The organism is Roseobacter sp. FCG-D35 (genome assembly GCF_033436665.1).
GTDB lineage: Bacteria > Pseudomonadota > Alphaproteobacteria > Rhodobacterales > Rhodobacteraceae > JAWQFO01.
Genome location: NZ_JAWQFO010000002.1, coordinates 369,052 through 391,911, shown reverse-complemented (window position 1 = coordinate 391,911; position 22,860 = coordinate 369,052). Strand labels below are relative to the sequence as shown.

General features: G+C 65.6%; 19 protein-coding genes. 6 read left to right on the top strand and 13 right to left on the bottom strand.

The genetic code is table 11. The features are described from left to right. Window positions 1-5 precede the first annotated feature (5 nt). The 10 genes from R5H30_RS06020 to R5H30_RS05975 form a co-directional block, all read right to left on the bottom strand. A complete protein-coding gene (locus R5H30_RS06020) occupies window positions 6-782 on the bottom strand; it encodes an enoyl-CoA hydratase-related protein (RefSeq protein ID WP_318327174.1) in 777 nt (258 codons plus the stop codon). A gap of 73 nt (window positions 783-855) precedes the next feature. Beyond that, window positions 856-1,317, bottom strand: a complete 462-nt coding sequence (locus tag R5H30_RS06015; protein ID WP_318327173.1) for a cytochrome c-type biogenesis protein — start codon at window positions 1,315-1,317, stop codon at window positions 856-858. Next, entirely contained in the window at window positions 1,314-3,281 is a 1,968-nt protein-coding gene (locus R5H30_RS06010; RefSeq protein ID WP_318327172.1) for a heme lyase CcmF/NrfE family subunit, read from the bottom strand. The genes R5H30_RS06015 and R5H30_RS06010 overlap by 4 nt, the downstream gene beginning before the upstream one ends. Window positions 3,282-3,368: 87 nt before the next feature. Further along, entirely contained in the window at window positions 3,369-3,947 is a 579-nt protein-coding gene (locus R5H30_RS06005) for a holin family protein (protein WP_318327171.1), read from the bottom strand. After that, window positions 3,938-4,549 carry a holin-associated N-acetylmuramidase gene (locus R5H30_RS06000; RefSeq protein ID WP_318327170.1) on the bottom strand — a complete coding sequence of 204 codons (612 nt, stop codon included), beginning with the start codon at window positions 4,547-4,549 and terminating at the stop codon, window positions 3,938-3,940. Before R5H30_RS06000 ends, R5H30_RS06005 begins: the two co-directional genes overlap by 10 nt. Before the next feature lie 100 nt (window positions 4,550-4,649). Continuing rightward, the gene (gene ccmE / locus R5H30_RS05995; protein WP_318327169.1) at window positions 4,650-5,093 is read right to left on the bottom strand and encodes a cytochrome c maturation protein CcmE; all 444 of its coding nucleotides are present in this window, start codon (window positions 5,091-5,093) and stop codon (window positions 4,650-4,652) included. A 7-nt stretch (window positions 5,094-5,100) separates the two neighbouring features. After that, complete coding sequence (gene argC / locus R5H30_RS05990; protein ID WP_318327168.1) at window positions 5,101-6,129, bottom strand: N-acetyl-gamma-glutamyl-phosphate reductase; 1,029 nt, start codon at window positions 6,127-6,129, stop codon at window positions 5,101-5,103. Between the two features lie 46 nt (window positions 6,130-6,175). Beyond that, window positions 6,176-6,985: a glutamate racemase gene (locus R5H30_RS05985; protein WP_318327167.1), complete on the bottom strand. Its 810-nt coding sequence runs from the start codon at window positions 6,983-6,985 to the stop codon at window positions 6,176-6,178. 23 nt (window positions 6,986-7,008) lie between these two features. Then, window positions 7,009-7,890: a lysophospholipid acyltransferase family protein gene (locus tag R5H30_RS05980; RefSeq protein WP_318327166.1), complete on the bottom strand. Its 882-nt coding sequence runs from the start codon at window positions 7,888-7,890 to the stop codon at window positions 7,009-7,011. Window positions 7,891-7,966: 76 nt separating this feature from the next. Beyond that, window positions 7,967-11,383 (bottom strand): indolepyruvate ferredoxin oxidoreductase family protein, encoded by a 3,417-nt coding sequence (locus tag R5H30_RS05975; RefSeq protein WP_318327164.1) that lies wholly within the window; start codon window positions 11,381-11,383, stop codon window positions 7,967-7,969. Between the two features lie 172 nt (window positions 11,384-11,555). Here R5H30_RS05975 and R5H30_RS05970 point away from each other — a divergent pair, with 172 nt between their 5' ends. The 3 genes from R5H30_RS05970 to purL all read left to right on the top strand — a co-directional run bounded on the left by R5H30_RS05970 (window position 11,556) and on the right by purL (window position 15,579). Beyond that, complete coding sequence (locus R5H30_RS05970) at window positions 11,556-12,461, top strand: LysR family transcriptional regulator (protein WP_318327163.1); 906 nt, start codon at window positions 11,556-11,558, stop codon at window positions 12,459-12,461. Between the two features lie 376 nt (window positions 12,462-12,837). Beyond that, complete coding sequence (locus tag R5H30_RS05965) at window positions 12,838-13,272, top strand: PRC-barrel domain-containing protein (RefSeq protein ID WP_318327162.1); 435 nt, start codon at window positions 12,838-12,840, stop codon at window positions 13,270-13,272. Window positions 13,273-13,419: 147 nt separating this feature from the next. Beyond that, window positions 13,420-15,579 (top strand): phosphoribosylformylglycinamidine synthase subunit PurL, encoded by a 2,160-nt coding sequence (purL, locus tag R5H30_RS05960; protein WP_318327161.1) that lies wholly within the window; start codon window positions 13,420-13,422, stop codon window positions 15,577-15,579. 4 nt (window positions 15,580-15,583) lie between these two features. On the opposite strand, the gene R5H30_RS05955 is transcribed toward purL, so the two are convergent. The 3 genes from R5H30_RS05955 to R5H30_RS05945 are packed head-to-tail and all read right to left on the bottom strand — an operon-like array spanning window position 15,584 to window position 18,531. Further along, window positions 15,584-16,846 carry a vWA domain-containing protein gene (locus R5H30_RS05955; protein WP_318327160.1) on the bottom strand — a complete coding sequence of 421 codons (1,263 nt, stop codon included), beginning with the start codon at window positions 16,844-16,846 and terminating at the stop codon, window positions 15,584-15,586. Then, the gene (locus tag R5H30_RS05950) at window positions 16,846-17,568 is read right to left on the bottom strand and encodes a hypothetical protein (RefSeq protein WP_318327159.1); all 723 of its coding nucleotides are present in this window, start codon (window positions 17,566-17,568) and stop codon (window positions 16,846-16,848) included. The genes R5H30_RS05955 and R5H30_RS05950 overlap by 1 nt, the downstream gene beginning before the upstream one ends. Before the next feature lie 54 nt (window positions 17,569-17,622). Next, window positions 17,623-18,531: an AAA family ATPase gene (locus R5H30_RS05945; protein ID WP_318327158.1), complete on the bottom strand. Its 909-nt coding sequence runs from the start codon at window positions 18,529-18,531 to the stop codon at window positions 17,623-17,625. Window positions 18,532-18,753: 222 nt separating this feature from the next. Between R5H30_RS05945 and R5H30_RS05940 the strand changes: the two genes are divergently transcribed. From R5H30_RS05940 to R5H30_RS05930, 3 genes are read left to right on the top strand one after another with little or no spacing between them, the layout of a single operon-like run. Further along, a complete protein-coding gene (locus tag R5H30_RS05940; RefSeq protein WP_318327157.1) occupies window positions 18,754-19,785 on the top strand; it encodes a glycosyltransferase family 2 protein in 1,032 nt (343 codons plus the stop codon). Then, window positions 19,782-20,402, top strand: a complete 621-nt coding sequence (locus tag R5H30_RS05935; RefSeq protein ID WP_318327156.1) for a hypothetical protein — start codon at window positions 19,782-19,784, stop codon at window positions 20,400-20,402. The genes R5H30_RS05940 and R5H30_RS05935 overlap by 4 nt, the downstream gene beginning before the upstream one ends. A gap of 1 nt (window position 20,403) precedes the next feature. After that, window positions 20,404-22,737, top strand: coding sequence for a glycosyltransferase family 2 protein (locus tag R5H30_RS05930; protein WP_318327155.1), 2,334 nt, complete (start codon window positions 20,404-20,406; stop codon window positions 22,735-22,737). Window positions 22,738-22,860: the final 123 nt, after the last annotated feature.

Genomic DNA, 22,860 nt, shown 5'->3' with positions numbered 1-22,860 from the left:
CGCCGTCAGCGCCCCTCGAACCGTGCGGGGCGTTTTTCCATGAAGGCCAGAACGCCTTCCTTGAAGTCGCGCGACTTGCCGCACCGGCCCTGTTCATGTGCCTCGAAGGCGATCTGCTCTTCGAAGCCACGGTCCCAGCTGCCCCGGATCACGTCCTTGGCAGCCTTGTAGGCCGCCGTCGGTCCCGCGGCGAGATGCGCGGCACGCGCGCGCCAATGCTCGGCAAAGCCTTCGTCCGGCACCGCCTCCCAGATCATGCCCCAGTCGTCGGCCTGACGCGCGGTGATCTTCTCGGCGAAGAGCGCAGCCCCAAGCGCCTTCGCGGTGCCCATGCTACGCGGCAGGAAGTAGGTGCCACCGGCGTCCGGGATCAGGCCGATGCGCGAGAATGCCTGCATGAAATAGGCGCTTTCGGTGGCGATCACCACGTCGGCGGCCAGTGCGAGGTTGGCCCCTGCCCCGGCGGCCGGGCCGTTGACGGCGGCGATTGTCGGCACCGGACATTCCACGATGGACCGCAGCATCGGCGTGTACTCGTCGCGCAAGGTGCGCTCGAGATCGAGGTTGGCGGCCGAGGCACCGTCCCCGAGGTCCTGGCCCGAGCAGAAGGCCTTGCCCTCGCCGGTCAGAACCAAAACGCGGGCGCGTTTGCCGGCGTCGGTCACGGCATAGGCGATCTCGGCGCGCATCTGCGTCGTCAGTGCGTTCATCCGATCGGGCCGGTTCAGCGTGATCGTCGCGACGCCCTCGTCGAGCGTGTAGAGAATGGTCTGGTATTCCACGAAAAGCCCTCCGCCTCCGAAATCCGGCCCAGCCATAGCAGCCCGTTGCCGCGGCCAAAAGCGGAACCGGGCGTCAGTCCTTGAGGATCTCGCGCAGCCGTGCCTCTTCGGCGGGGGAGAGGCCCTGCTCTTGCGGAGCGGCCGCCTGCGTCCGCCGGCGCACGTAGAGCAGCCCCATGCCGCCTGCGAGGATCAGCATCGCGGGACCGGCGGCCCAGAGCAGCCAGTTGGCGCCCGTCGCGGTGGGTTGCAACAGAACGTATTCGCCGTAGCGCGCGACGATGAAATCGACGACCTCTTCGTCGCTGTCACCGGCCACGAGACGGTCGCGCACGAGAATGCGCAGGTCGCGCGCAAGGCTCGCGTTGCTTTCGTCGATGCTCTCGTTGCGGCACACGAGGCAGCGCAGGCCCTTGGAGATGTCCCGCGCGCGCGCTTCAAGCGCGGGATCATCGAGTACCTCGTCAGGCAGCACCGCCAGGACCTCCCCGGCGAGGCAAAGACAGAGCGCGATGGACGCCGCGAGCCCTCTCATTCCGCCGCCACCGGCCGCGGGCCAGCGCGGCGCGCACCGGCCGCCACGCGGAAGCGCCGGTCTGACAGGCTCAGGAGCCCGCCCAGCGCCATCAGGCCGGACCCGATCCAAATCCAGTTGGTCAGCGGCTTGATGTAGGTGCGCACTGCCCAGCCGCCGTTCTCCTGCCGGTCGCCAAGCACGACATAAACGTCGCGGGCGAGGTCGTAGTCGATCGCCGCCTCGGTGGTGGGCATCTGCGCCACCGGGTAGACGCGCTTTTCGGGGCGCAGTTGCGCGATCTCGCGCCCGTCGCGCTCGAGTGTCAGGAACCCGATGGTGGCGAGGTAGTTCGGCCCCTCGATGTCGCGCACGTCATCGAGCGTCAGCGTGTAGGCGCCGACCTCGAAGGGTTCGTCGAACTGCGCGACATGGATGTCCTCGACCGTCCAGGCCGTCAGCCCCGCCACGCCCAGCATGGTCACGCCCAGCCCGGTATGGGCCACGGCCTTGCCCCAGTCCGCCCGTGGCAGGCGGACAAGCCGGCGCAGGCGCCCCGCGCCGCGGCCGGTGCGTTGCGCCAGATCGACGATCGTGCCCATCACGATCCAGGCGGCAAGAAACATGCCGATCGGCCCGAGCAGCCCACGCCCGGTCTGCATCGCGAAGACCAGCCCGCCGAGCGCCACGGCCAGAACGAACACATAACGCAGCTGGTAGAGCACGCGGCCGATCCGGGCGCGTTTCCAAGGCAGCATCGCGCCCAATGGCAGCAGCAGCCCGAGCACGGCCATGATCGGCGTGAAAGCCCAGTTGAAGTAGGGCGGGCCGACGCTGAGCTTGCGGTCGAAGAACATCTCGGCCACCAGCGGCCACATGGTGCCGATGAAGACCACGAAGCATGAGACCGCCAGCAGCACATTGTTGGCGACGATCATGGTTTCCCGGCTCGCCAGCCCGAAGACGCCGCGCGCCTCCATCGCCGAGGCCCGCGCGGCAAAGAGGATCAGCGCGCCGCCGACGAAGAACGCGAGGATCATCAGGATGAAAACGCCGCGCTCGGGATCGTTGGCAAAGGCATGCACCGAGGTCAGCACGCCCGAGCGCACGATGAACGTGCCGATGAGCGAGAAGCCGAAGGCGAGGATCGCCAACAGGATGGTCCAGCTTTTCAGTGCCTCGCGCTTTTCCACCACGATCGCCGAATGCAGCAGCGCCGCACCCAGCAGCCAGGGCATGAACGACGCGTTCTCGACCGGGTCCCAGAACCAGAAGCCGCCCCAGCCAAGCTCGTAATAGGCCCACCATGAGCCGAGGGCGATGCCGATGGTCAGAAACACCCAGGCCGCCAGCGTCCAAGGCCGCACCCAGCGTCCCCAGGCGGCGTCGACGCGGCCTTCGATCAGCGCCGCGACGGCAAAGCTGAAGGCCATGCTGAGGCCGACATAGCCCAGATAGAGGAACGGCGGGTGGAAGGCGAGGCCGGGATCCTGCAGCAGCGGGTTCAGATCCTGCCCGTCGAAGGGCGGGACCGACAGGCGGGTGAAGGGGTTCGAGGTGAAGAGGATAAAGGCGAAGAAAGCCACGGCGATAGCCGACTGCACTCCGAGCACGCGCGCCCGCAGGGTCGGCGGTAGGGCGCCGCCGAAGACCGCCGCCAGCGCCCCGAAGAGCGTCAGGATCAGGATCCACAGCAGCATCGAGCCTTCGTGGTTCCCCCAGGTTCCGGAGATCTTGTAGATCAGCGGCTTGGCGGAGTGACTGTTCTCGACCACCAGCCTCAGGCTGAAGTCCGAGACGATGAAGGCATGCATCAGGGCGCCGAAGGAAAAGGCTGTCAGCAGGAACTGCGCGATGGCCGCGGGTTCCGCCACCGCCATCCAGCCGGGACGCCGCAGCGAGGCGCCGATCATCGGGACGGTCATCTGTACGAGGGCCACGCCGAAGGCGAGGATGAGGGCGAAATGTCCAAGCTCGGTGATCATGCCCGGACTATAGGCCCCGCGCCCACCGGCTCCAACGGGAATCGGCGCGCGCGGGCGTTCACATTGTCGCGGCCCGGATGCCTCCGCTCAGGCGGCCCGTGCCTTGCGCCAGGCATCGAGCGCGGGGTTTGTCTCGGGCTGGACCGCCGCCGTGGCAAGGCCGGTGTCCGTGCCGGCGTCGGCGGCCCCTGGGCTGTCGGCCCGCAGCGCGCGCAGCGTCCGGATGTTCTCGACCACCTGCGGGACCTGGCTCATCGTGGTGGCGATGGTGCGCTGGAAATCCTGCGTCTTCTGCTGGTGCCGCGCACCAAAGTAGAACGAGACGATCACGCCCAGAAGCCACCAGAGCGGTTCGGGCACGAGCGCGATGCCCTGCATGCGCTCGGCGAACCAGATCGGGTCGACCATCGCGGCAACGAACAGCCCCAGCGTGCCCAGCGCCAGCGCCGGACGTGGGATGCGGTTGACGCCGTCCATGAAGCCGTCAAAGCCGCGGCGGGTGTGTCCCTCGAATTCTTTCCCGTGCTGGACCATGGCCTGTCCCTGGACGACCTGCGCGCGCGCGGCCCCTGCTTCGGCGTTTTCACGGAAGATGCCGACGGTTTCGCGGATCGCGTTGCGCCCGCCGCCGAAGACCATGTTCAGAAGCCCGTCGATCAGCCCCATGATGCCACCCTTTGCTGAAACTGCCGGTCGCTGAGATGATAACGCGGCGTGATGAATTCCTCGGCCCGGCGGATCCAACCGCCCTTGCCGCCCGCTCGGGTCCGGGCGTATTTGCGGCTGGCCGGACGCCGGTCGGCAAGGCGGAAATAGTAGTTGCGCCGGGCGATACCGTAGGCATCGGCGAGATAGCCCTGCGCCTGGCGGTGCGCGATATGGCTCGCCGCGATACTCTGCGGACCCAGCGCGCCGTCCACGGCCACCGTCTCGCCCATGTCGCACAGCAGGCGCTGCAGGATGCGGACGGCATTGGCACCGGCGTTGACGTACATGTCGAAAACGCTGGCCTGCAGCGTCTCGGGCAGCTCGGCGATACGCGGCTTGTCGAAGTAGTGGCGCACGAAGATGTCGATCGCCTGGTCGCGGGTCAGCGCCTGCACGTCGCGCGCGTCCACGTCGCCGTCGCGGTCGAGGTCGAGCCCGAGCGCGCGCATGGTGTGGATCGTGACGCCGAAATTGGTCGCCCCGCCCGGATCGTCCGGATCGTTCACGTAGCCGCCTTCGCGCCCCACGATCTCCGTGGCAATCTGCCTGACCGATTGCATTCCCACCCCCTGGCTCATCTGTCGATGGCCGGGAGTTATCGCTTGGCTGCGTTAATTCGGGCTGAGACCACCGTGACGGTGGGGGACGGCCCTTGGACCATCAGCTGCCGGGTTCCTGGTAGACGCCTTGATCCTTGAGCGCGTCCACGACTTCCTTCGGCATGTAGTTCTCGTCGTGTTTGGCCAGGATTTCAGTGGCTTCGAAGGTTCCGTTCACGTAGCGCCCGGTGCCGACCATGCCCTGGTTCTCGGCGAAGAGATCAGGCAGGACGCCGGTGTAGGTGACCGGCACCGAGGCGCCGCCGTCGGTCACCGAAAAGCTGACCGTCTCGCCCTGCCCGCGCACGATCGAGCCTTCCTCGACCAGCCCGCCGATGCGGAAGACCTCCGAGGGTGCGGGCGGTTCGGCGATGACCTGGCTGGGCGCGCGGAAGTAGTTGATGCCGTCGCGCATCGCATAGCCGATGAGGCCGGTGGCCAGCACCAGAGCCACCGTCGCGACGGCGATCACCTGTATCCTGCGCTGTTTCTTCAGGCTTTTCACGGGCGTCTCACGGGAACAGCGGGGCCATCAACAGCCCCTCGGTCTCCTCCAGTCCTAGCATCAGGTTGGCGTTTTGCAACGCCTGCCCCGATGAACCCTTGGTGAGGTTGTCGAGCGCGGCCACGACGATCGCACGACCCTCGATGCGGTCCGCGACGACGCCGATGTGGCAGAAGTTCGAGCCCCGGACGTGCCGCGTGCTCGGCAATTCGCCGAACGGCAGCACGACGAGGAAAGGTTCCTCCGCATAGGCCGCGATGAACGTGTCGTGGATCGCGCGTGCATCGCCCCGGACATACCCGGTCGACAGGATCCCCCGGTTGGCCGGGATCAGGTGCGGCGTGAACTGGACCCGCACGGGCCGGCCCGCCAGCTTGCTGAATTCCTGGTCGAACTCGCCCAGATGCCGGTGCGTCCCGCCCGCCGAATAGGCGTGATAGCCCTCGGAGAGCTCGGCATGCAGCAGGTTTTCCTTGAGGCTCCGCCCCGCACCCGACACGGCGCATTTCATGTCGAGAACGATCTCGTCGAGGTCGATCATTCCGGCCTCGATCAGCGGGCGCAGGGAGAACTGACCGGTCGCGGCGTTGCAGCCGGTTCCGGCGACCAGCCGCGCGCCGCGGATGTCATCGCGGTAGAATTCGGTCAGCCCGTAGACGGCTTCGCCCTGCTGCTCCAGCGCCGCGTGCGGGTTGCCGTACCACTTGGTGTAGTCCTCGGGGTCGCGCAGCCGGAAATCGGCCGAAAGGTCGACGATCTTCAGATCCTTCGGCAAGGCCCGGATCACCTCCTGGCTGGTCTTGTGCGGCAGGGCGCAAAAGCACAGGTCGATCTCGGAAAAGTCGATCTCGTCGATCGTGACTAGTTCCGGCAGGTCGAGATGGCGCAGGTGCGGGAAGGCCTGCGCGATGCTTTGGCCCGCTTTCGAATTGGCCCCCAAGGCCTTGATCTGCATTGACGAATGGCCGGAGATCAGCCGGATCAGCTCGGCGCCCGTGTAGCCGGATGCGCCCAGAATTGCGATATTGTGGGTCATTGTCTGCCCCTGGTTCGTGTTTGGTCGTAAGGATGTGGTCGCGCCCTCAGGCGGCTTCAAAGCGGATCTGTCGTCGCAAGAACTGCGTCGCGCGGTCGCTTACGCGCTCGGGGGTTCCCGTGGTCAGGAACCGCCGCTTGCCTTCGCCCAGCATGTCGGGATGGCGCACCAGATAGTCGGCAAGGCTGTCGGCCACGAGGCCGGCCTGGCTGAACACCCGCACATCGGGCCCGAGCGCGTCCTGGAAGGTCTTCTGCATCAGCGGGTAATGCGTGCAGCCGAGGATCGCGGCATCGGGCGAGGGCATCTTGCGCTTCAGCGCGTCGACGTGGCTGCGCACGAGCGCCTCGGCGAGGATCATGTCACCCTCCTCGATCGCATCCACGACGCCGCCGCAGGCCTGTGCCTCGACGTCGACCCCGATGGCGCGGAAGGCCAGTTCGCGCTGGAAAGCGCGGCTGGAGACGGTCGCGGGAGTCGCGAAGAGTGCGACATGCTTCACCTCGACCTCGCGCGGCGGGGAGTTGTCGCCCCAGCGCCGTTCGGTCATCGCCTCGATCAGCGGCACAAAGACGCCCAGCACGCGCCGGTCGGTCGGCACCCAGCTTTCCTGCATCCGCCGCAGCGCAGCCGCCGAGGCCGTGTTGCACGCGAGGATCACCAGGCGGCAACCCTCGTCGAAAAGCCGTTGCACCGCGGCGCAGGTCAGCTCGTAGATGTCGTCGGCGGTACGCACACCGTAAGGCGCGTGTGCGGAATCGGCCATGTAGACCAGCGGCACGTCGGGCAGACGCGCCTCGACCGATTGCAGGACGGTCAGACCGCCCAGGCCGCTGTCGAAAATTCCTACCGCCATGTCCCCGGCTCCTGCCCGGGGCATCAGCTCCGGTGCTTGTCTTCGAACTCGTAGCCCAGATCGAAACGCTTTTCCGGACCCGGGGCAAGCTCATACGTCGCTTTGCGCAGGAAATCCATCATTGCCTTGCTGTCTTGCCGCAGCGGGTCGAGGACGGTCCGGTCGATCGGATCACCGATCACCACGCGCACCGGCGTATCGACGCGCTTGCGGAATTCCTTGATCAGCAGCCCCATGCGCAGCGTGTAATGCAGATGGCTCGCGATCTGGAACATCCGGCTTGTGTGACCGTCGAAGTAGACCGGCACCACCGTCGCGCGGCTCTTGCCGACCATGCGCGCCGTGAAGCTGCGCCAGCGCGGGTCCATCGGGTGCGAGAAGGGTTTCGCGCTGGTGCTGACGGTCCCGCCGGGAAAGATGCCGATGGCACCGCCCCGCGCGAGGTAGTCGAGCGCGGTTTTGCGGGTGGCGATGTTGAGATCGAGCGCCGCGCGCGTTTCCTCGAAGCTGATCGGCAGGACGATGCGGTCGAGTTCATCGGCCTTGCGGAACACGTTGTGGGCAAGGATGCGGAAATCGCCGCGGGCCTTGGCGAGAATATAGCCCATCATCAGACCGTCGAGTATGCCGTAGGGATGATTGGCGATCAGGATGAGCGGGCCGTCGCGCGGGATGTTGGCAAGCGCGCCGCCAACCACGTCGAGCGTCAGACCGTAGCGTTCCGCCATCACCTCGAAAAAGCCCCGCCCCAGCGCGACATCGTCCTGGTAGCCGTCGGCGCGCCGGATCAGGCGGATGCGCCCCGTCGCGTTTTCCATCAGCCGGATCATCGTGCGCCCGCCCCGGCTCGTCGCCGAATGGGCGTAGCTTATGTCGCGGGCGATCGAGGGACGAATCAGACCCATCGTCGGTTCGGGCTCCTGCCGTCGGGAAGGTGGTGGCCCTCTGTGCCGGACGAATGTGAAACCCGTGTGAAGCCGCTCACTCGGCGGCTTGCGCAAGGTCCTTTCCGCCCGAGCTGATCACCGCCAGCAATTCCTCGCGGCGCTTGGCGGCCTTTTGCTCGTTGGCCAGCTTGACCGGCCCGAAGCCCCGGATCTGCAACGGCAGTTCCGCCAGCGCGATGATTGCCTCACGGGTTTCGGTCGTGAGTTTCGGCAACACCTCGACCATGTCGGCCTCGTACTGCCGGATCAGCGCCCGCTCCATCCGCCGTTCGGAGGCGTAGCCGAAGGGATCGAGGAAGGTGCCGCGCAGAAACCGCATCTTCGACAGCATCCGGAACGGCAGTTCCATCCACGACCCGAAACTGCGCTTGGCCGGCCGTCCGTCCGGCCCCTTGCGCGCCAAAAGCGGCGGCGCAAGGTGGAAGCGCATGTCGAAATCGCCGTCGAATTCCGCCTTGGCCTTCTCGCGCGAGGACAGCAACAGGCGCGCGACCTCGTATTCGTCCTTGTAGGCCAGCAGCTTGTGATAGCCGAGGGCCACGGCGTCGCGCACGTCCTCGTCCTCGAAGCGTTCGAGGAAGCGCCGGTAGCGCTTGGCCAGCCGCTTGCTCTGGTAGTCGGTCAGATGGTCTGCGCGGAAGGCGATCTTTTCCTCGGGCGATTTGGGCAGTTCGACCACCGTGGGCTCGACCATCCGGGCGGCTTCCTCAGGATGCAGCACCGCCCAGCGCCCGATCTCGAAGGCGCGTAGGTTGCGCTCGACCGCCGCCCCGTTCAGCGTGATCGCCTCTGTGATCGCCTCCTGGCTCAGAGGGATCAGACCACGCTGCCAGGCCGCGCCAAAGATCATCATGTTGGAAAAAATCGAATCGCCCAGCGCCGCCTTGGCAAGCTCTGACGCATCGAAAAGGTCGAGCTTGTCCTTCAGGCGCGCCTGCAGCGCCAGTTCCAGCCGTTCGACCGGCAATTGGAAGGTCGTGTCACGGGTGAAGTCGCCGGTGATGATCTCGTGGCTGTTGACCACCGCGCCTGTCTTCCCGGTGCGCATCAGGCCGAGCGTCTTGGCTCCGGCGGACACGACAAGGTCGCCGCCGATCACCGCGTCCGCCTCGCCTGTGGCGACCCGGATCGCGCTGATGTCGGCGGGCTTTTCCGCCAGCCGGCAATGGATGTGCACCGCGCCGCCTTTCTGCGCGAGGCCCGCCATTTCCATCATGCCCGCCCCCTTGCCATCGAGATGCGCGGCCTGGGCCATGACCGCACCGATGGTCACGACGCCGGTGCCGCCGACACCGGTGATGACCACGTTCCAGGTGCCGTCGATCTGCGGCAGGTCGGGCGCGGGCAGGTCGGGCAGATCGAGCGCCTGCGTCGGCTCCTTGCGGATCTTGGCGCCTTCGAGCGTCACGAAGGACGGACAGAAGCCCTTGAGACAGGAATAGTCCTTGTTGCACGACGACTGGTCGATGGCCCGCTTGCGCCCCAATTCGGTTTCTTCCGGCACGATCGAGACGCAGTTCGACTGCACCCCGCAATCGCCGCAGCCTTCGCAGACATCGGTGTTGATGAAGACGCGCTTGTCGGGATCGGGGAAGGTGCCACGCTTGCGACGGCGGCGTTTCTCGGCGGCGCAGGTCTGGATGTAGACGATGGCCGAAACGCCCTCGGTCTCGGCGAGCTTTTCCTGCACGGACTGCATGTGCGCCCGTTCCAGCACCTCGACGCCCTTGAACGCCTTCGGATCGACGTCTTCCTTCTCGTCGTAGACAACGGCGATGTTGGGCACGCCCATCGCCTGCAGCTCGCGCACGATGCGCGGCGCATCGAGGTCGCCTTCGTTGTGCTGGCCGCCCGTCATCGCGACGGCGTCGTTGTAGAGGATCTTGTAGGTGATGTTTGTGCCGGCGGCGAGCGCCGCGCGGATCGCCTGCACGCCCGAGTGGTTGTATGTGCCGTCGCCGAGGTTCTGGAAGACATGCGGACGCTTTGAGAACGGCGCTTCGCCGATCCAGTTGGCCCCCTCGCCACCCATGTGGGTGAAACCCGTCGTCTCGCGATCCATCCACTGCACCATGTAGTGACAGCCGATCCCGGCATAGGCCCGACTGCCCTCGGGCAGCTTGGTCGACGTGTTGTGCGGACAGCCAGAACAGAAATAGGGCAGCCGTGCCGCGATCTCCTCGGCATTGTCGTTGCGCCGGGCGTCCTTGAGCAGGTTCAGGCCCGCGCGCAGCGCCTCGCCGTCGCGGCCTTCCTCGATCAGGATCTCGCCCAGCTTCTCGGCGATCATGATCGGGTCGAGCGCGCCGCGCGTCGGGAAAAGCTCGTCACGGTGCATGCCGCCCGCACCGCCCTTGTACCAGCCGTAGACGCGGCGTCCCTGACGGTCGTCGAAGATGCTTTCCTTGATCTGGATCTCGATGAGCTTGCGCTTCTCCTCGACGACCACGATCAGGTCGAGATCCTCGGCCCAGTCATGGAACGAGGTCATGTCGAGCGGGAAGGTCTGACCGACCTTGTAGGTGGTGATTCCCAGACGCTCGCAATCTTCTTCGCCGATGTTCAGCAGGCTCAGCGCATGCACGAGGTCGAGCCAGTTCTTGCCGGCGGCGACGAAGCCGATCTTGGCGCCCGGCTTGCCCCAGACGCGGCGGTCCATCTTGTTGGCACGCGAGAAGGCCTCGGCGGCGAAGCGCTTGTAGTCGATCATCCGCGCTTCCTGCGCGTGCGGCGTATCGATCAGGCGGATGTTGAGCCCGCCTTCCGGCATGTCGAACTCCGGCTCCAGGAAATTGTAGCGATCAAGGCCAGTTTCGACGACCGAGGTCGCCTCGACCGTGTCCTTCATCGTCTTCAGGCCCACCCAGAGGCCGGAAAAGCGGCTGAGCGCGAAGCCGTAGAGCCCGTAGTCGAGAATCTCCTGCACACCCGCCGGGCTGACCACCGGCATGTAGGCATCCACCAGCGCCCATTCCGACTGGTGCAGCACGGTCGAGGATTCGCCAGTGTGATCGTCGCCCATCGCCATCAGCACGCCACCGTGCCTGGAGGTGCCGGCCATGTTGGCATGGCGCATCACGTCGCCGGACCGGTCGACCCCCGGACCCTTGCCGTACCAGAGCCCGAAGACGCCATCGAACTTACCCTCGCCGCGCACCTCGGCCTGTTGCGCGCCCCAAAGCGCGGTCGCCGCCAGGTCTTCGTTCAGCCCCGGCTGGAAGGTCACGTCATGTTCGGCAAGATGCTTGAGCGCGCGCTGCATCTGAAGATCGACGGCACCCAGCGGTGAGCCGCGATAGCCGGTCACATATCCCGCCGTGTTCAGCCCGGCAGCACGGTCGCGCGCCTTTTGCATGAGCATGAGCCGGACCAGCGCCTGCGTGCCGTTCAGCAGCACGGGGCTTTTTTCCAGGTCGAAGCGATCGTTCAGTGTGATCTTCTGCTTGCTCATCGCGGCTCTCCTCCCGACAGCGTCAGTCTTGCATATATGTAGGCCAATAATAGGTCAAAATGGCTGACCTGCATAGATGATTTGTGGCAAACCGACACAGGTCAGCGAGACCGCGCTGTATTTTTCGCGCTTATGAGGCTAGAGCGGTGCGGAACCCGGGAAACGTTGCGCCATGGATTGGGACAAGCTCAGAATCTTTCACGCCGTCGCGGACGCGGGGTCGCTCACGCATGCCGGTGAAAAGCTCAATCTGTCGCAGTCGGCCGTCAGTCGCCAGATCCGCGGGCTCGAAGAGCAGCTCAACACCACCCTGTTCCACCGGCACGCCCGCGGACTGATTCTCACCGAGCAGGGCGAACTTCTTTTCGACGCCACCTCGGCGATGGCCAAGCGTCTCGACACCGCCGCCGCGCGGATCCGCGACAGCGAGGACGAGGTCTTCGGAGAGCTGCGCGTGACCACGACGACGGGCTTCGGCTCGCTCTGGCTCGCGCCGCGTCTCGGCAAGCTTTACGACCAGTATCCCGACCTCAAGGTCGACCTGATGCTGGAAGAGCGCGTGCTCGATTTGCCCATGCGCGAGGCCGACGTAGCGATACGTATGAAGGAACCCAGCCAGGCCGACCTCATTCGAAAGCGCCTGATGTCCGTGCGGATGTGCCTTTATGCGACCTCGGCCTACCTCGACAAATGCGGCGAGCCGAAAGAGATCGAGGACATCGCCGATCACCGCCTGATCTGCCAGAACACCGAAAGCGACCAGGTCGGCGCCGGTCTGCAGCTGATCCAGCACCTGATGACCTACGACATCCGATCGATGCTGACGGTAAACAACTACTTCGGTGTGCTTCAGGGCGTGCTTAACGACCTCGGGATCGGCGTGCTGCCCGACTACCTGATCCAAGATTTCCCGAATCTCGTTCAGGTCCTGCCGGACGTCGAGTCCGCCGAAGTGCCGGTGTTTCTTGCCTACCCCGAGGAGTTGCGGCATTCGCAGCGTATCGCGGCGTTCCGCGACTTCGTCCAGGACGAGATCATCACCTACCGCAAGCTGTTGCGAAACAAGCAGAAAACCTGATCTCACCAAGCCATGCAACCTGCGCATAGCGGGCATGATGTCCAGAGTTCGCAATCTGCCTTGATCGAAGGCATTTCGCCGCCTATCTGAGCTTTCGAAGATTACGGGCGCACAGCGCTGTTTCTTCAAACCTCCCTGTTGGACTTGGCCGAGCTTCGTGCTCGGCCTTTTTTTTCGCGCGCAACCGCGCGCGCGCGCGGGGCCAGATGCCATCGCGATTTCGCCGTCACGACAGCATGGATCCGGCCCTCCGGGATCATGTCCCGATACATACGTTTCCGTGACCAATCCGTGATCCGTCGTGACCGACTTGGCTGGAACGTGAAACGGGAGAAGGCGTTGTGTGCCCGTAGCAAGTGAGAGGAAAGGACACACCATGACACGCAAGATCCTCATGACGACCGCAACCATCGCCGCCCTCGCAGGGGCTCCCCTCGCCTATGCCGAGACCGGCAATCAGGGCATGCAGAAAGGCTATGACGCTAATCACCGCCTTGAACTGTCCGATGACATCGAAGGCACGATGCTGTCCGCCAAGGGCGCCGATGTGGTGCTGAGCGACGGTACGCGCCTCGGGACCATTACCGAGGTGATGAGTGACGGCACAGGTGACGCGAAGTTCTTCGTCGAAGTTGACGAAGGTACCACGATTGACGCCGAATGGCTCGACATCACCGTGTCGCCCGCCAACGTTAGTATCAACGAGAACGTCGTTGGTCTGAACGCCACCGAAACCGAGATCAACACCGCGGCCGCAGGCTCGGGTGAGTCGGACTCGGGCGAAGATAAAGCGACGGTTATTCTCCAATAACCGACTGCCGTATGCCCGAAAGGGCTTCTTGGGGCCGCATTCTTCGGGATGCGGCCTTTTTCGTGCTTTGCGCCTTTTCGCGCACCTTTCCCCCGGCACAGGCATCCAGTAAGGACGGGCTGACCGCCACCGGGGGACGACCAACTTATGAACGAGCCTGCCATCTCGCCCGAGCTGATCGCTGCACACGGGCTGAAGCCCGACGAATACGAGCGCATCCTCGAGATCGTCGGACGCGAGCCGACCTTCACGGAACTCGGCATCTTCTCGGCGATGTGGAACGAACACTGTTCCTACAAGTCGTCGAAGAAATGGCTCCGTACCCTGCCGACCTCGGGTCCACAGGTTATCTGCGGCCCGGGCGAAAACGCTGGCGTTGTCGACATCGGCGACGGCCAGGCGGTCGTCTTCAAGATGGAAAGCCACAACCACCCGTCCTACATCGAACCCTACCAGGGCGCGGCCACCGGCGTCGGCGGCATCCTGCGCGACGTCTTCACCATGGGCGCGCGGCCGGTCGCGGCGATGAATGCGCTCAGCTTCGGCGAGCCCTCCCATCCCAAGACCCGGCAACTGGTAAACGGCGTCGTCGAGGGTATCGGCGGATACGGCAACTGTTTTGGCGTTCCAACCGTCGGCGGCGAGGTACGGTTCTACGCGGCCTACAACGGCAACTGCCTTGTCAACGCCTTTGCAGCCGGCTTGGCCGAGACGGGCAAGATCTTCTACTCCGCGGCCTCGGGGGTCGGCATGCCGGTGGTCTACCTCGGCGCCAAGACCGGGCGCGATGGCGTCGGCGGTGCCACGATGGCCTCGGCCGAATTCGACGATACCATCGAGGAAAAGCGCCCCACGGTTCAGGTCGGCGATCCCTTCACCGAAAAGCGCCTGATGGAAGCCTGCCTCGAACTTATGGAGACCGGTGCCGTCATCTCGATTCAGGACATGGGAGCCGCGGGTCTGACCTGTTCCGCCGTCGAAATGGGCGACAAGGGCAATCTCGGAGTCCGCCTCGATCTCGAGAAGGTGCCGGTGCGCGAAGAGAACATGACCGCCTACGAGATGATGCTGTCGGAAAGCCAGGAGCGGATGCTCATGGTCCTGCGCCCGGAACTCGAAGCCCGAGCCAAGGCGGTCTTCGACAAGTGGGACCTCGATTTCGCCATCGTCGGCGAGACCATCGCCGAGGATCGCTTCCTGATCATGCTCGACGGTGAGGTGAAAGCCGACCTGCCGCTCAAGGCCCTGTCGGGCACGGCGCCTGAATACGATCGGCCCTGGGTCGCGACGCCCCCTGCCGAGCCCTTGGCGGATGTTCCCGGCATTGATCCCATCGACGGGCTGAAAGCACTGATCTCGAGCCCGAACTACGCCGCCAAGAACTGGGTTTTCGAGCAGTACGACACGATGGTCATGGCCGACAGCGCCCGCACGCCGGGGATCGGCTCTGGAATAGTCCGGGTGCACGGCACCGGCAAGGCACTGGCCTTCACCGCCGACGTGACCCCGCGCTACGTCAAGGCGAACCCCGTCGAGGGCGGCAAGCAGGCGGTGGCCGAGGCCTACCGCAACCTCTGCGCGGTGGGGGCGAAGCCTTTGGCGACCACCGACAACCTCAACTTCGGGAACCCTGAAAAACCCGAGATCATGGGCCAGTTCGTAGGCGCCATTCAGGGCATCGGCGAAGCGGTCTCTGCCCTCGACATGCCGATCGTCTCGGGCAACGTCTCGCTTTACAACGAAACCGACGGTGCCGCGATTCTGCCGACGCCGACCATCGGCGCCGTCGGTCTCATCGCGGACGGCGAAACCGCCATCGGCACGCGGGTCCAAGAGGGCGACCTCGCCCTGGTGCTGGGAGAGACCACCGGTCACCTCGGCCAGTCGGCGCTTTTGAGCGAGGTGTTCAACCGCACCGACGGGGACGCTCCGCATGTCGATCTCGACATCGAACGCGCGCATGGCGAATTCATCCGCGCGCATCGTGACCTGATCGGCGCCTGCACGGACCTGTCGGACGGCGGCTTGGCGCTGGCGGCCTTCGAACTGGCCGAAGGGTCCGGTCTCGGGGTGCAACTTGAAGCCGGCGACACGCCGACGCTTTTCGGCGAGGATCAGGGCCGCTACCTGATCGCCTGCAGCTTCGACGCGGCCGAGGCGCTGGTGACGGCGGCCGGCGCTGCGGGTCTGACGATCGCGGCGGTCGGAAAATTCGGCGGCGACGCCGTGAGCTTCGGTGGCGTATCTGCCCCCCTGGCCGAACTGTCGACCCTCTACCGGTCAAGCTTCGCCCAGGCGGTGGCCTGACGTCTCAGGCGTCAAGCAGCGCCATCAGCCGCGCCTTCTGCCCGACGTCGTCGCGGTTCGAGATCACCGCGGCAAGCTCTTCCAGCGAGGCGATGGAATGGCCCGCGCGGAAGCTGTCGACATGCGGCAGCATCGCCCGGATGCCCCGCGCCTTGGGCGCGAAACCGTCCCAGCGCAGCAGCGGGTTGAGCCAGATCAGCCGGCGCGACGACAGGTGCAGCCGCTCCATCTGGCGGCCGAGGTTGTCCGGATCGTCGCGGTCGAGCCCGTCTGTGATCAGCAGCACCACCGCGCCCTGCCCCATCACCCGGCGCGACCAGTCGCGGTTGAAGGTCTCGAGGCAGGACCCGATCCGCGTGCCGCCTTCCCAGTCCTGCGCCTCGGCCCCGGCAGCCGCAAGCGCGGCATCGACGTCACGCTGGCGCAGATGCCGGGTGATGTTGGTCAGGCGGGTGCCGAAGGTGAACGCATGCACTTTCGCCCAGCCTGCGCCCTTGGCGTTGCTCACCGCGTGCAGGAAATGCAGCACGGTCCGGGAATACTGGCTCATCGAGCCCGAGATATCGCAGAGCACCACGAGGTTCGGCCAGCGCGGGCGCTGCGTCTTGAGCGCGATCTCGTGCAACTCGCCGCCCTGCTTCATTGCCGCCCGCAGGGTCCGGGCCGCATCGACGCGGTGGCCGACATGGCTTGCCGCCGTGCGGCGCGAGCGGATCGGATCGACCGGCAGGCTGAGCCGTGTGAGCATGCGCTTGGCCGCGGCCATCTCCTCGGTACTCATTTGCTCGAAATCAAGCGAGCGCAGGCGTTCCTCCACGGACGCCGTGAGGCTCGCGTCGATCTCGATCTCGATATCCTCGTCCCCGTCCTCTTCCTTGGCAGTGGTCTCTGGCGCCTCGGCCCCGTCAAGCAGCGCCTCGGCGGCGCGTTTCGAGCCGGCGTCGGCCTTGCGCTCTTCCTGCACCCCGCGCACGGCCGGCAGCATCATCGACATCATGTGTTCAAGGTACCGCGGATCGCGCCAGTAAAGCCGGAACACCTGCGCGAAGACCGCGCGGTGCTCGGGCCGGTTCACGAAACACGCGTGCAGCGTCCAGAAGAAGTCGCGCTTGTCGGTGAAGCCAGCCGTCTCCACCGCCCGGATCGCATCGATGATCCGCCCGGTCCCGATCGGCAGCCCGGCCCGGCGCAAGGCCCGGGCGAAATGCGTGATGTTCCCGGCGAGCTGCGGGTTTTCGGGAAGGTCGAGGGGGAGGTATTGGGCCATTACTCAGCTTCGATCCGGGACGTCAGCTCGTAAGTCGCGGGACTATCTCCGTGCTGCCACAGAGATACCATGACATACACCTTCAAGCCGTCGATCCTGACGCGTTCCACATCCGCACCGAATCCCGAAGGCGACAGCTGTCCGGTCCGACGTTCATCGGAATTGTAGGTTTCGCCGTAGATATCTTCGCCACCTACTTTTCGCAGGGTGACAATCAGCAGATCGCCTTCATGTCCCTCGGTTCCGATAACGTAACGATCGACGTCGCCCGGCTTTAGCCGTCCTTCTACGGTGGCCCCGATTTCCATGCCATTGGCGTCCTGCACCTTGTCGTTCGGCTCCACCTCCGTCGCGCCGGGATCGGCAGGCAACAGCAAGGCGGTGTTGGATTTGCCGCCGTTCTCGGGCTTCACCGCAGTATCGCTTGAGCCGGCGGTACTGTCTTGCGCGGCTTGATCGTCTACTGGTTTCCGCGTTTCCGGGACGACCGATGTCTCGCTGTCTTTCTCAGGGACGACCAGAGTCACTGCCAGAAAAGCTGCGCCGACGATGAAAACCAGCAATCCCGCAGACGAGCTTTCGAATTTCAGGCCAAAGACTTCGATCTTGGCCGCCCCTTGCGGCCTCGGGCGGATCATGAGGTACAGACCCACGCAGGCAAACAGGCCACCGGCCAGCATCAAGGCGATCATCCTTGTCGCGCTGATCGGTTCTAATTCCACGGCCGCGCCTTCTCCGTCCTGCCTGCCGTCAGTCTAGCAGATGCCCAATACCTGTCACGCCGGCTCCAAAGACGCCTTTACCTCGTCGAGGATGCGCTTGGCTTCGGATCCCTGCAGCTTCTGGATGTCGTCCTGATACTTCAGGATCGCGCCGAGCGTGTCGGCGATGACCTCCGGGCTCAGTTCGATCACGTCGAGCGCCAGCAGGCACTTGGCCCAGTCGATGGTTTCGGCGACGCCCGGTCTCTTGAACAGGTCCTCGGTGCGCAACTGCTGGACGAAGGCCACGACCTCGCGGCTCAGGGTCTCCGCGGCCTCCGGCGCGCGGGCCTGCAGGATCTCCATCTCGCGCGCGAATTCGGGATAGTCGACCCAGTGATAGAGGCAGCGCCGCTTGAGCGCGTCATGCACCTCGCGCGTGCGGTTCGAGGTGACGATGACGATGGGCGGCTCGGGGGCGCGGATCGTCCCCAGTTCCGGGATCGTCACCTGGAAATCGCTCAGCGCTTCGAGCAGGAAAGCCTCGAAGGGCTCGTCGGTGCGGTCGAGTTCATCGATCAGGAGCACCGGCGCGCCGTTCTCGTCCGGCATCATCGCCTGCAGCAGCGGGCGTTCAATCAGGTAGTCGTGGCTAAAAAGCTCGTCACGCAACGCGCCCCGGTCGGCCCCGCCCGCCGCTTCGGCCGTGCGGATGGCCACCATCTGGGCCGGAAAATTCCATTCGTAGACCGCCGAGGCCGCATCCAGCCCCTCGTAGCATTGCAGCCGGATCAGCCGACGACCGAGCCCTGCGGCCAGGGCCTTGGCGATCTCGGTCTTGCCGACGCCGGCCTCGCCTTCCAAGAACAGCGGCCGACCCAGCGTGAGGGCGAGAAAGACCACCGTGCCGAGTGCGCGGCCGCAGATGTAGCCTTCCGCGCCCAGCATTTCCTGAACCGCGTCGATCGTGGCCGGCTTGGTCATCGCTGCTCTCCTCTGCGACCCCAGACTGCATCCCCGCCGCGCGCCGTCAAGCCGCCAATGGCCGAGTGGCGGCGTCACATTGACCGCCTCGGCGCATGCTGGCATGGTTCAAGCGCATTTTCAGAGGTTTGAGCCGGATCCCGGAGGCAGGATCATACGGGCGGCAAGCGGTTCGGAGTGCTGCGGTGTCGCGGACCATATCGAGCGGGAGACCGGCCTGACATGCGCATCACGGCTGTGACATGCGTTAAGAACGAAGGCCCCTTCCTGCTGGAATGGATCGTCTTCAACCGCCTTATCGGCGTGACCGATTTCCTGTTCTATTCCAACGACTGCACCGACGGCACCGACGACCTGCTCGACGCCCTGGCCCTGCGCGGATTGGTGACGCATCTGCCGAACCCGGCGGAGGGACGCACGATGCAGATGGAGGCGCTCAAGCACGCGCAGACACAGGCGGTTGTCAGTGACGCCGACTGGGTCTGGATCGCCGACGTGGACGAGTTTCTGAACATCCACGTGGGCAATCACACGATTCCCGCACTGATCGCGGCCTGCGGCGATCCGCAGGCGATCAGCGTCAGTTTCCAGTTCTTCGCCAACGACGACGTCAATGCCTTCGAGGATCGCCCGGTGATCGCTCAGTTCCACCGCAGCCACAATCCCGACATCTGGTGCGGCGAGACGGCGATTGAGGTCAAGACACTGGTGCGGCGTGACTTTCCTTTGCACCAGTACCTCGCGCACAGGCCGTTCTTTCGGCGAAATCTTCCCGAGGCCAGGCACCCGCGCTGGACCGACGGCGCCGGCCGCGCGGTCCCGCGGAAATTCCTGACCGCAGCCAACCCGCGCCGCATCCGTCGGTTTCCGGCAAAGGGCGCGCGAACCTACGCCACGCTCAACCATTACGCATTGCGCAGTCTCGACAGCTTTCTCGTCAAGACCGACCGCGGCGACGTGAACCGCGAGGACCGCGCCTTTGACCTGGCCTACTGGCGCGAACGCAACGACCCGGCCTGGGAGGACCGCAGCATCGCGCGGCACCTTGCCGGTGTCGAGGAGGCCCTGGCCGAACTCAAGCAAGACCCCGAGATCGCCATGCTGCACGCCCGCTGCGTCCGGCTGCACCGCGACAGGATCGCGGAACTGCTCGAGCGCCCCGACTACCGCCGCCTGCGCGACGATCTGCGCACCGCTCGCAAGCTTCCGCCGCAGGAAGAGGCGTTGCTGGCTGAGCTGGGGCTCGACCCGTGAGCTTGCGGATCGTCAACCTCGGCCTGCCGAGGACCGGCACGACGACGCTGGCCCGCGCTTTGCGCCGGACGGGGTTCAAGGTCGCCGATTATCGCATCGGGCCCCGACAAACCCGCGATCCTGCCTTGCGCGGGCGCTTTGTGGCCGATCTGCTCTATGACAGCTACTTCGCCTGCGGGGATCCGGGCACGGGGCTCGGACCATTCACAGCTCTGACCGAGATCGGCCTGCTGCGCGAGGGCCGCTCCCTCTGGCCGCAGACCGACTTCGCGCTGATCCGCGCGCTGCGGCGACATCACCCGGATCTGCGCTTTCTGGCGTCGAACCGCGACGGCTTCGCGCTGTCGCAGTCCATGCTGGGCTGGTCCGACCTCGGAACCCGCCGCCTGCCCGAAGCCGCTGTTCCCGGTCTGCCGCAGGGCTTCGGCGAGACGACCAAGCAGCGTCAGACCTGGATCGCGGGGCATTACGCCAATCTGCGCGCCTTCTTTGCCGGCGATCCTGCATTCCTGGAGTATGATATCGCCGATCCGCGGGCGCCGGAACTGATCTCGGCCCATGTCGGTTGCGAGCTGGCTTGGTGGGGCCGGGCCAACGCGAGCCGGGTCGCGGGCTGACATGCGGATCGAGTTGCACATCGGGCCGCACCCGTCCGGCACCCGGCGCCTGCAGTCGGTGTTGGCCTCGAAGCGTAACCAGCTTCTGCGCAAGGGCGTGCTGTTCCCGCGCAGCCCGGGCGTCGAGGATCACGCCCGGCTTTTCATGGCGGTGACCGAAGCCGACCGTCTCGACCCGCTGCGCTGCGACCACGCGCTGCAGGATCCCGCACGTCAGGCCGCGCTGAGGGACGAGCTGGCGCAGGCGCTGAGACGCGAGGTCGAACGCGCCGAGCCGGAGGTTCTGATCCTGTCATCGGCGCATCTTGGGACATCCCTTTGGCGCATCAGCGAGATGGAGCGTTTGCGCGATTTTCTCTCGGGATTCGGCAGCGAGGTGCGGGTCACCGCCCATGTCGCGGAACAGTCACGGATGCTCTGCGAGAGTTACGCCAGGCAACTGCGCATGGGCCGCGCAATACCGCTGGACCGCGACCTGAAGTTTGCCGCAAAGGACCGCTGGTGGGACGCCTGCATTGCCGCCATGCCGGCGATCGCGCCCGCGGCCGGGATCTTCGAGGAAACGCAGGGCCCGCCCTTCTGGCTCGACTACACGGCGCTCGTCGACTGCTGGGGTTCGGTTTTCGGGCCCGCTTCGGTCCAGCTTCGCGGCTACGATGCGAATCTCTTTGACGGGCCAACGGTGACGGAGGAAATCCGTGCAGCCTTCGGGATCGAACAGACAATCGGCAAGGCCGAAGACCAAACACCACAACAACCGGACTCCGCCGCGAGCCTTGCGCGGTTCCGCCTTTTCAACGCCCTCGTGCTGAAGCTTCTCGCACCCGGCCAGCGCAAGCTGCCGCACGCGCTCTGGCGTCAGTTGCTGTCCGAGATCGCAGTGCCGGGTCCGCCGCCCGACGACGGCGGCCTTTCGGCCCTGTCCCGGCGATTCGCGGAAGACAATACGGTTTTGGCGCGGCGCTTCCCCGTGCTTGGCGCGGCGCTGGACCCTCCGGCCATGGGCCCTGACTGGCGCGAAGCCGACCCAGGCCAGGGTTTTCGCGCCTCCCAGTACCTGCTGGCCTTCATGTGGCGCATCGACCACGCGGGCAGCACCCCGGCGGCCAGTGAGGACATGGACCTGACAACAAAACCCGACGTTGCGTCCATGAGCGACTCCGCCCGGCAACTCATGACCCCGCAGGCTGTCCGGCATTACATCGGTCTGCGAACGTCGCGCTTTGCACCGCATGACCGGATCGGCAACCTGCTGGAGGATCTGCCTGTCGAACCCTACGCACCTGCGCCGGCGCGGCTGTCCTCGCCGGGTCGCGGCGGCACGGTCATCATCGCCTGCATGAAGGACGAAGCGCCCTATCTCTTGGAATGGATCGCGCATCACCGCGCCATCGGCGTCGGACACTTCGTGATCTACTCCAACGACTGCAGCGACGGCACCCAGGAGATGCTGGACCGGCTCTCGGAACTGGGCGTGAGCGACCACCGCCGCAACGACGACTGGTCCGGTCCGTCGCCCCAGCAGCATGCGCTCGACCGAGCCCTGACCGATCCGGTGGTGCGCGAGGCCGACTGGTTCGCGCATATCGACGTCGACGAATTCATCAACGTGCGCACCGGCGACGGCACGCTCGACGCGCTCCGCGCCGCCGTGCCCGATGCCACGAACGTCGCCATGACATGGCGGCTTTTCGGACACAACGGCGTTCATCGCCTTCAGGACCGGCTCGTCACCGTGCAATTCGACCGCTGCGCGCCGAGGCATTGCCCCAAGCCGCACACCGCCTGGGGCTTCAAGACGCTGACACGCAACATCGGGGCGTATCGCAAGATCAGCTGCCACCGCCCGAACAAGCTGGTGCCAGGCGCCGAGGAACGCGTCAAGTGGGTCAACGGTTCGGGTGCCGACATGACCCAGGAAGTGCTGCGCAGTGGCTGGCGCAATTCGCGGCGCTCGATCGGCTACGATCTGGTGCAGCTCAACCACTATGCGCTCCGCTCGCTCGACAGTTTCCTGGTCAAGCGCCAGCGCGGCCGGGCTCTGCATGTCGACCGCAGCATCGGCCTCAACTACTGGGTCAGAATGGACTGGAGCTACCACCGCGACCTCACGATCCAGCGCAACACTGCGCGCCTGCGCGCGGAATACGACCGCCTGATGCAAGACGAGCGGCTGCGGGCGCTGCATCGCGCCGGGCTCGACTGGCACCGGGACAGGGCAGAGACGCTGCGCGCCACCCCGGAGTTCGCCGCGCTGGCCGAACAGGTACAGAGTGTCCAGCTGAGCGAAGTCGAACGCGCGGCCTACGCGATGGCGGTCGATACCGAGAGCTGATCCTTTAGGAAATTTCGGATCGAAACGACCTTACCAGAGCCCGGGCGTCCGATGATGGCCCGGACGCGCGTCCCCGACGCCGATTTCCGGTCTCTGCGCGGGCGGGAGAGGGCATTTTGCCCT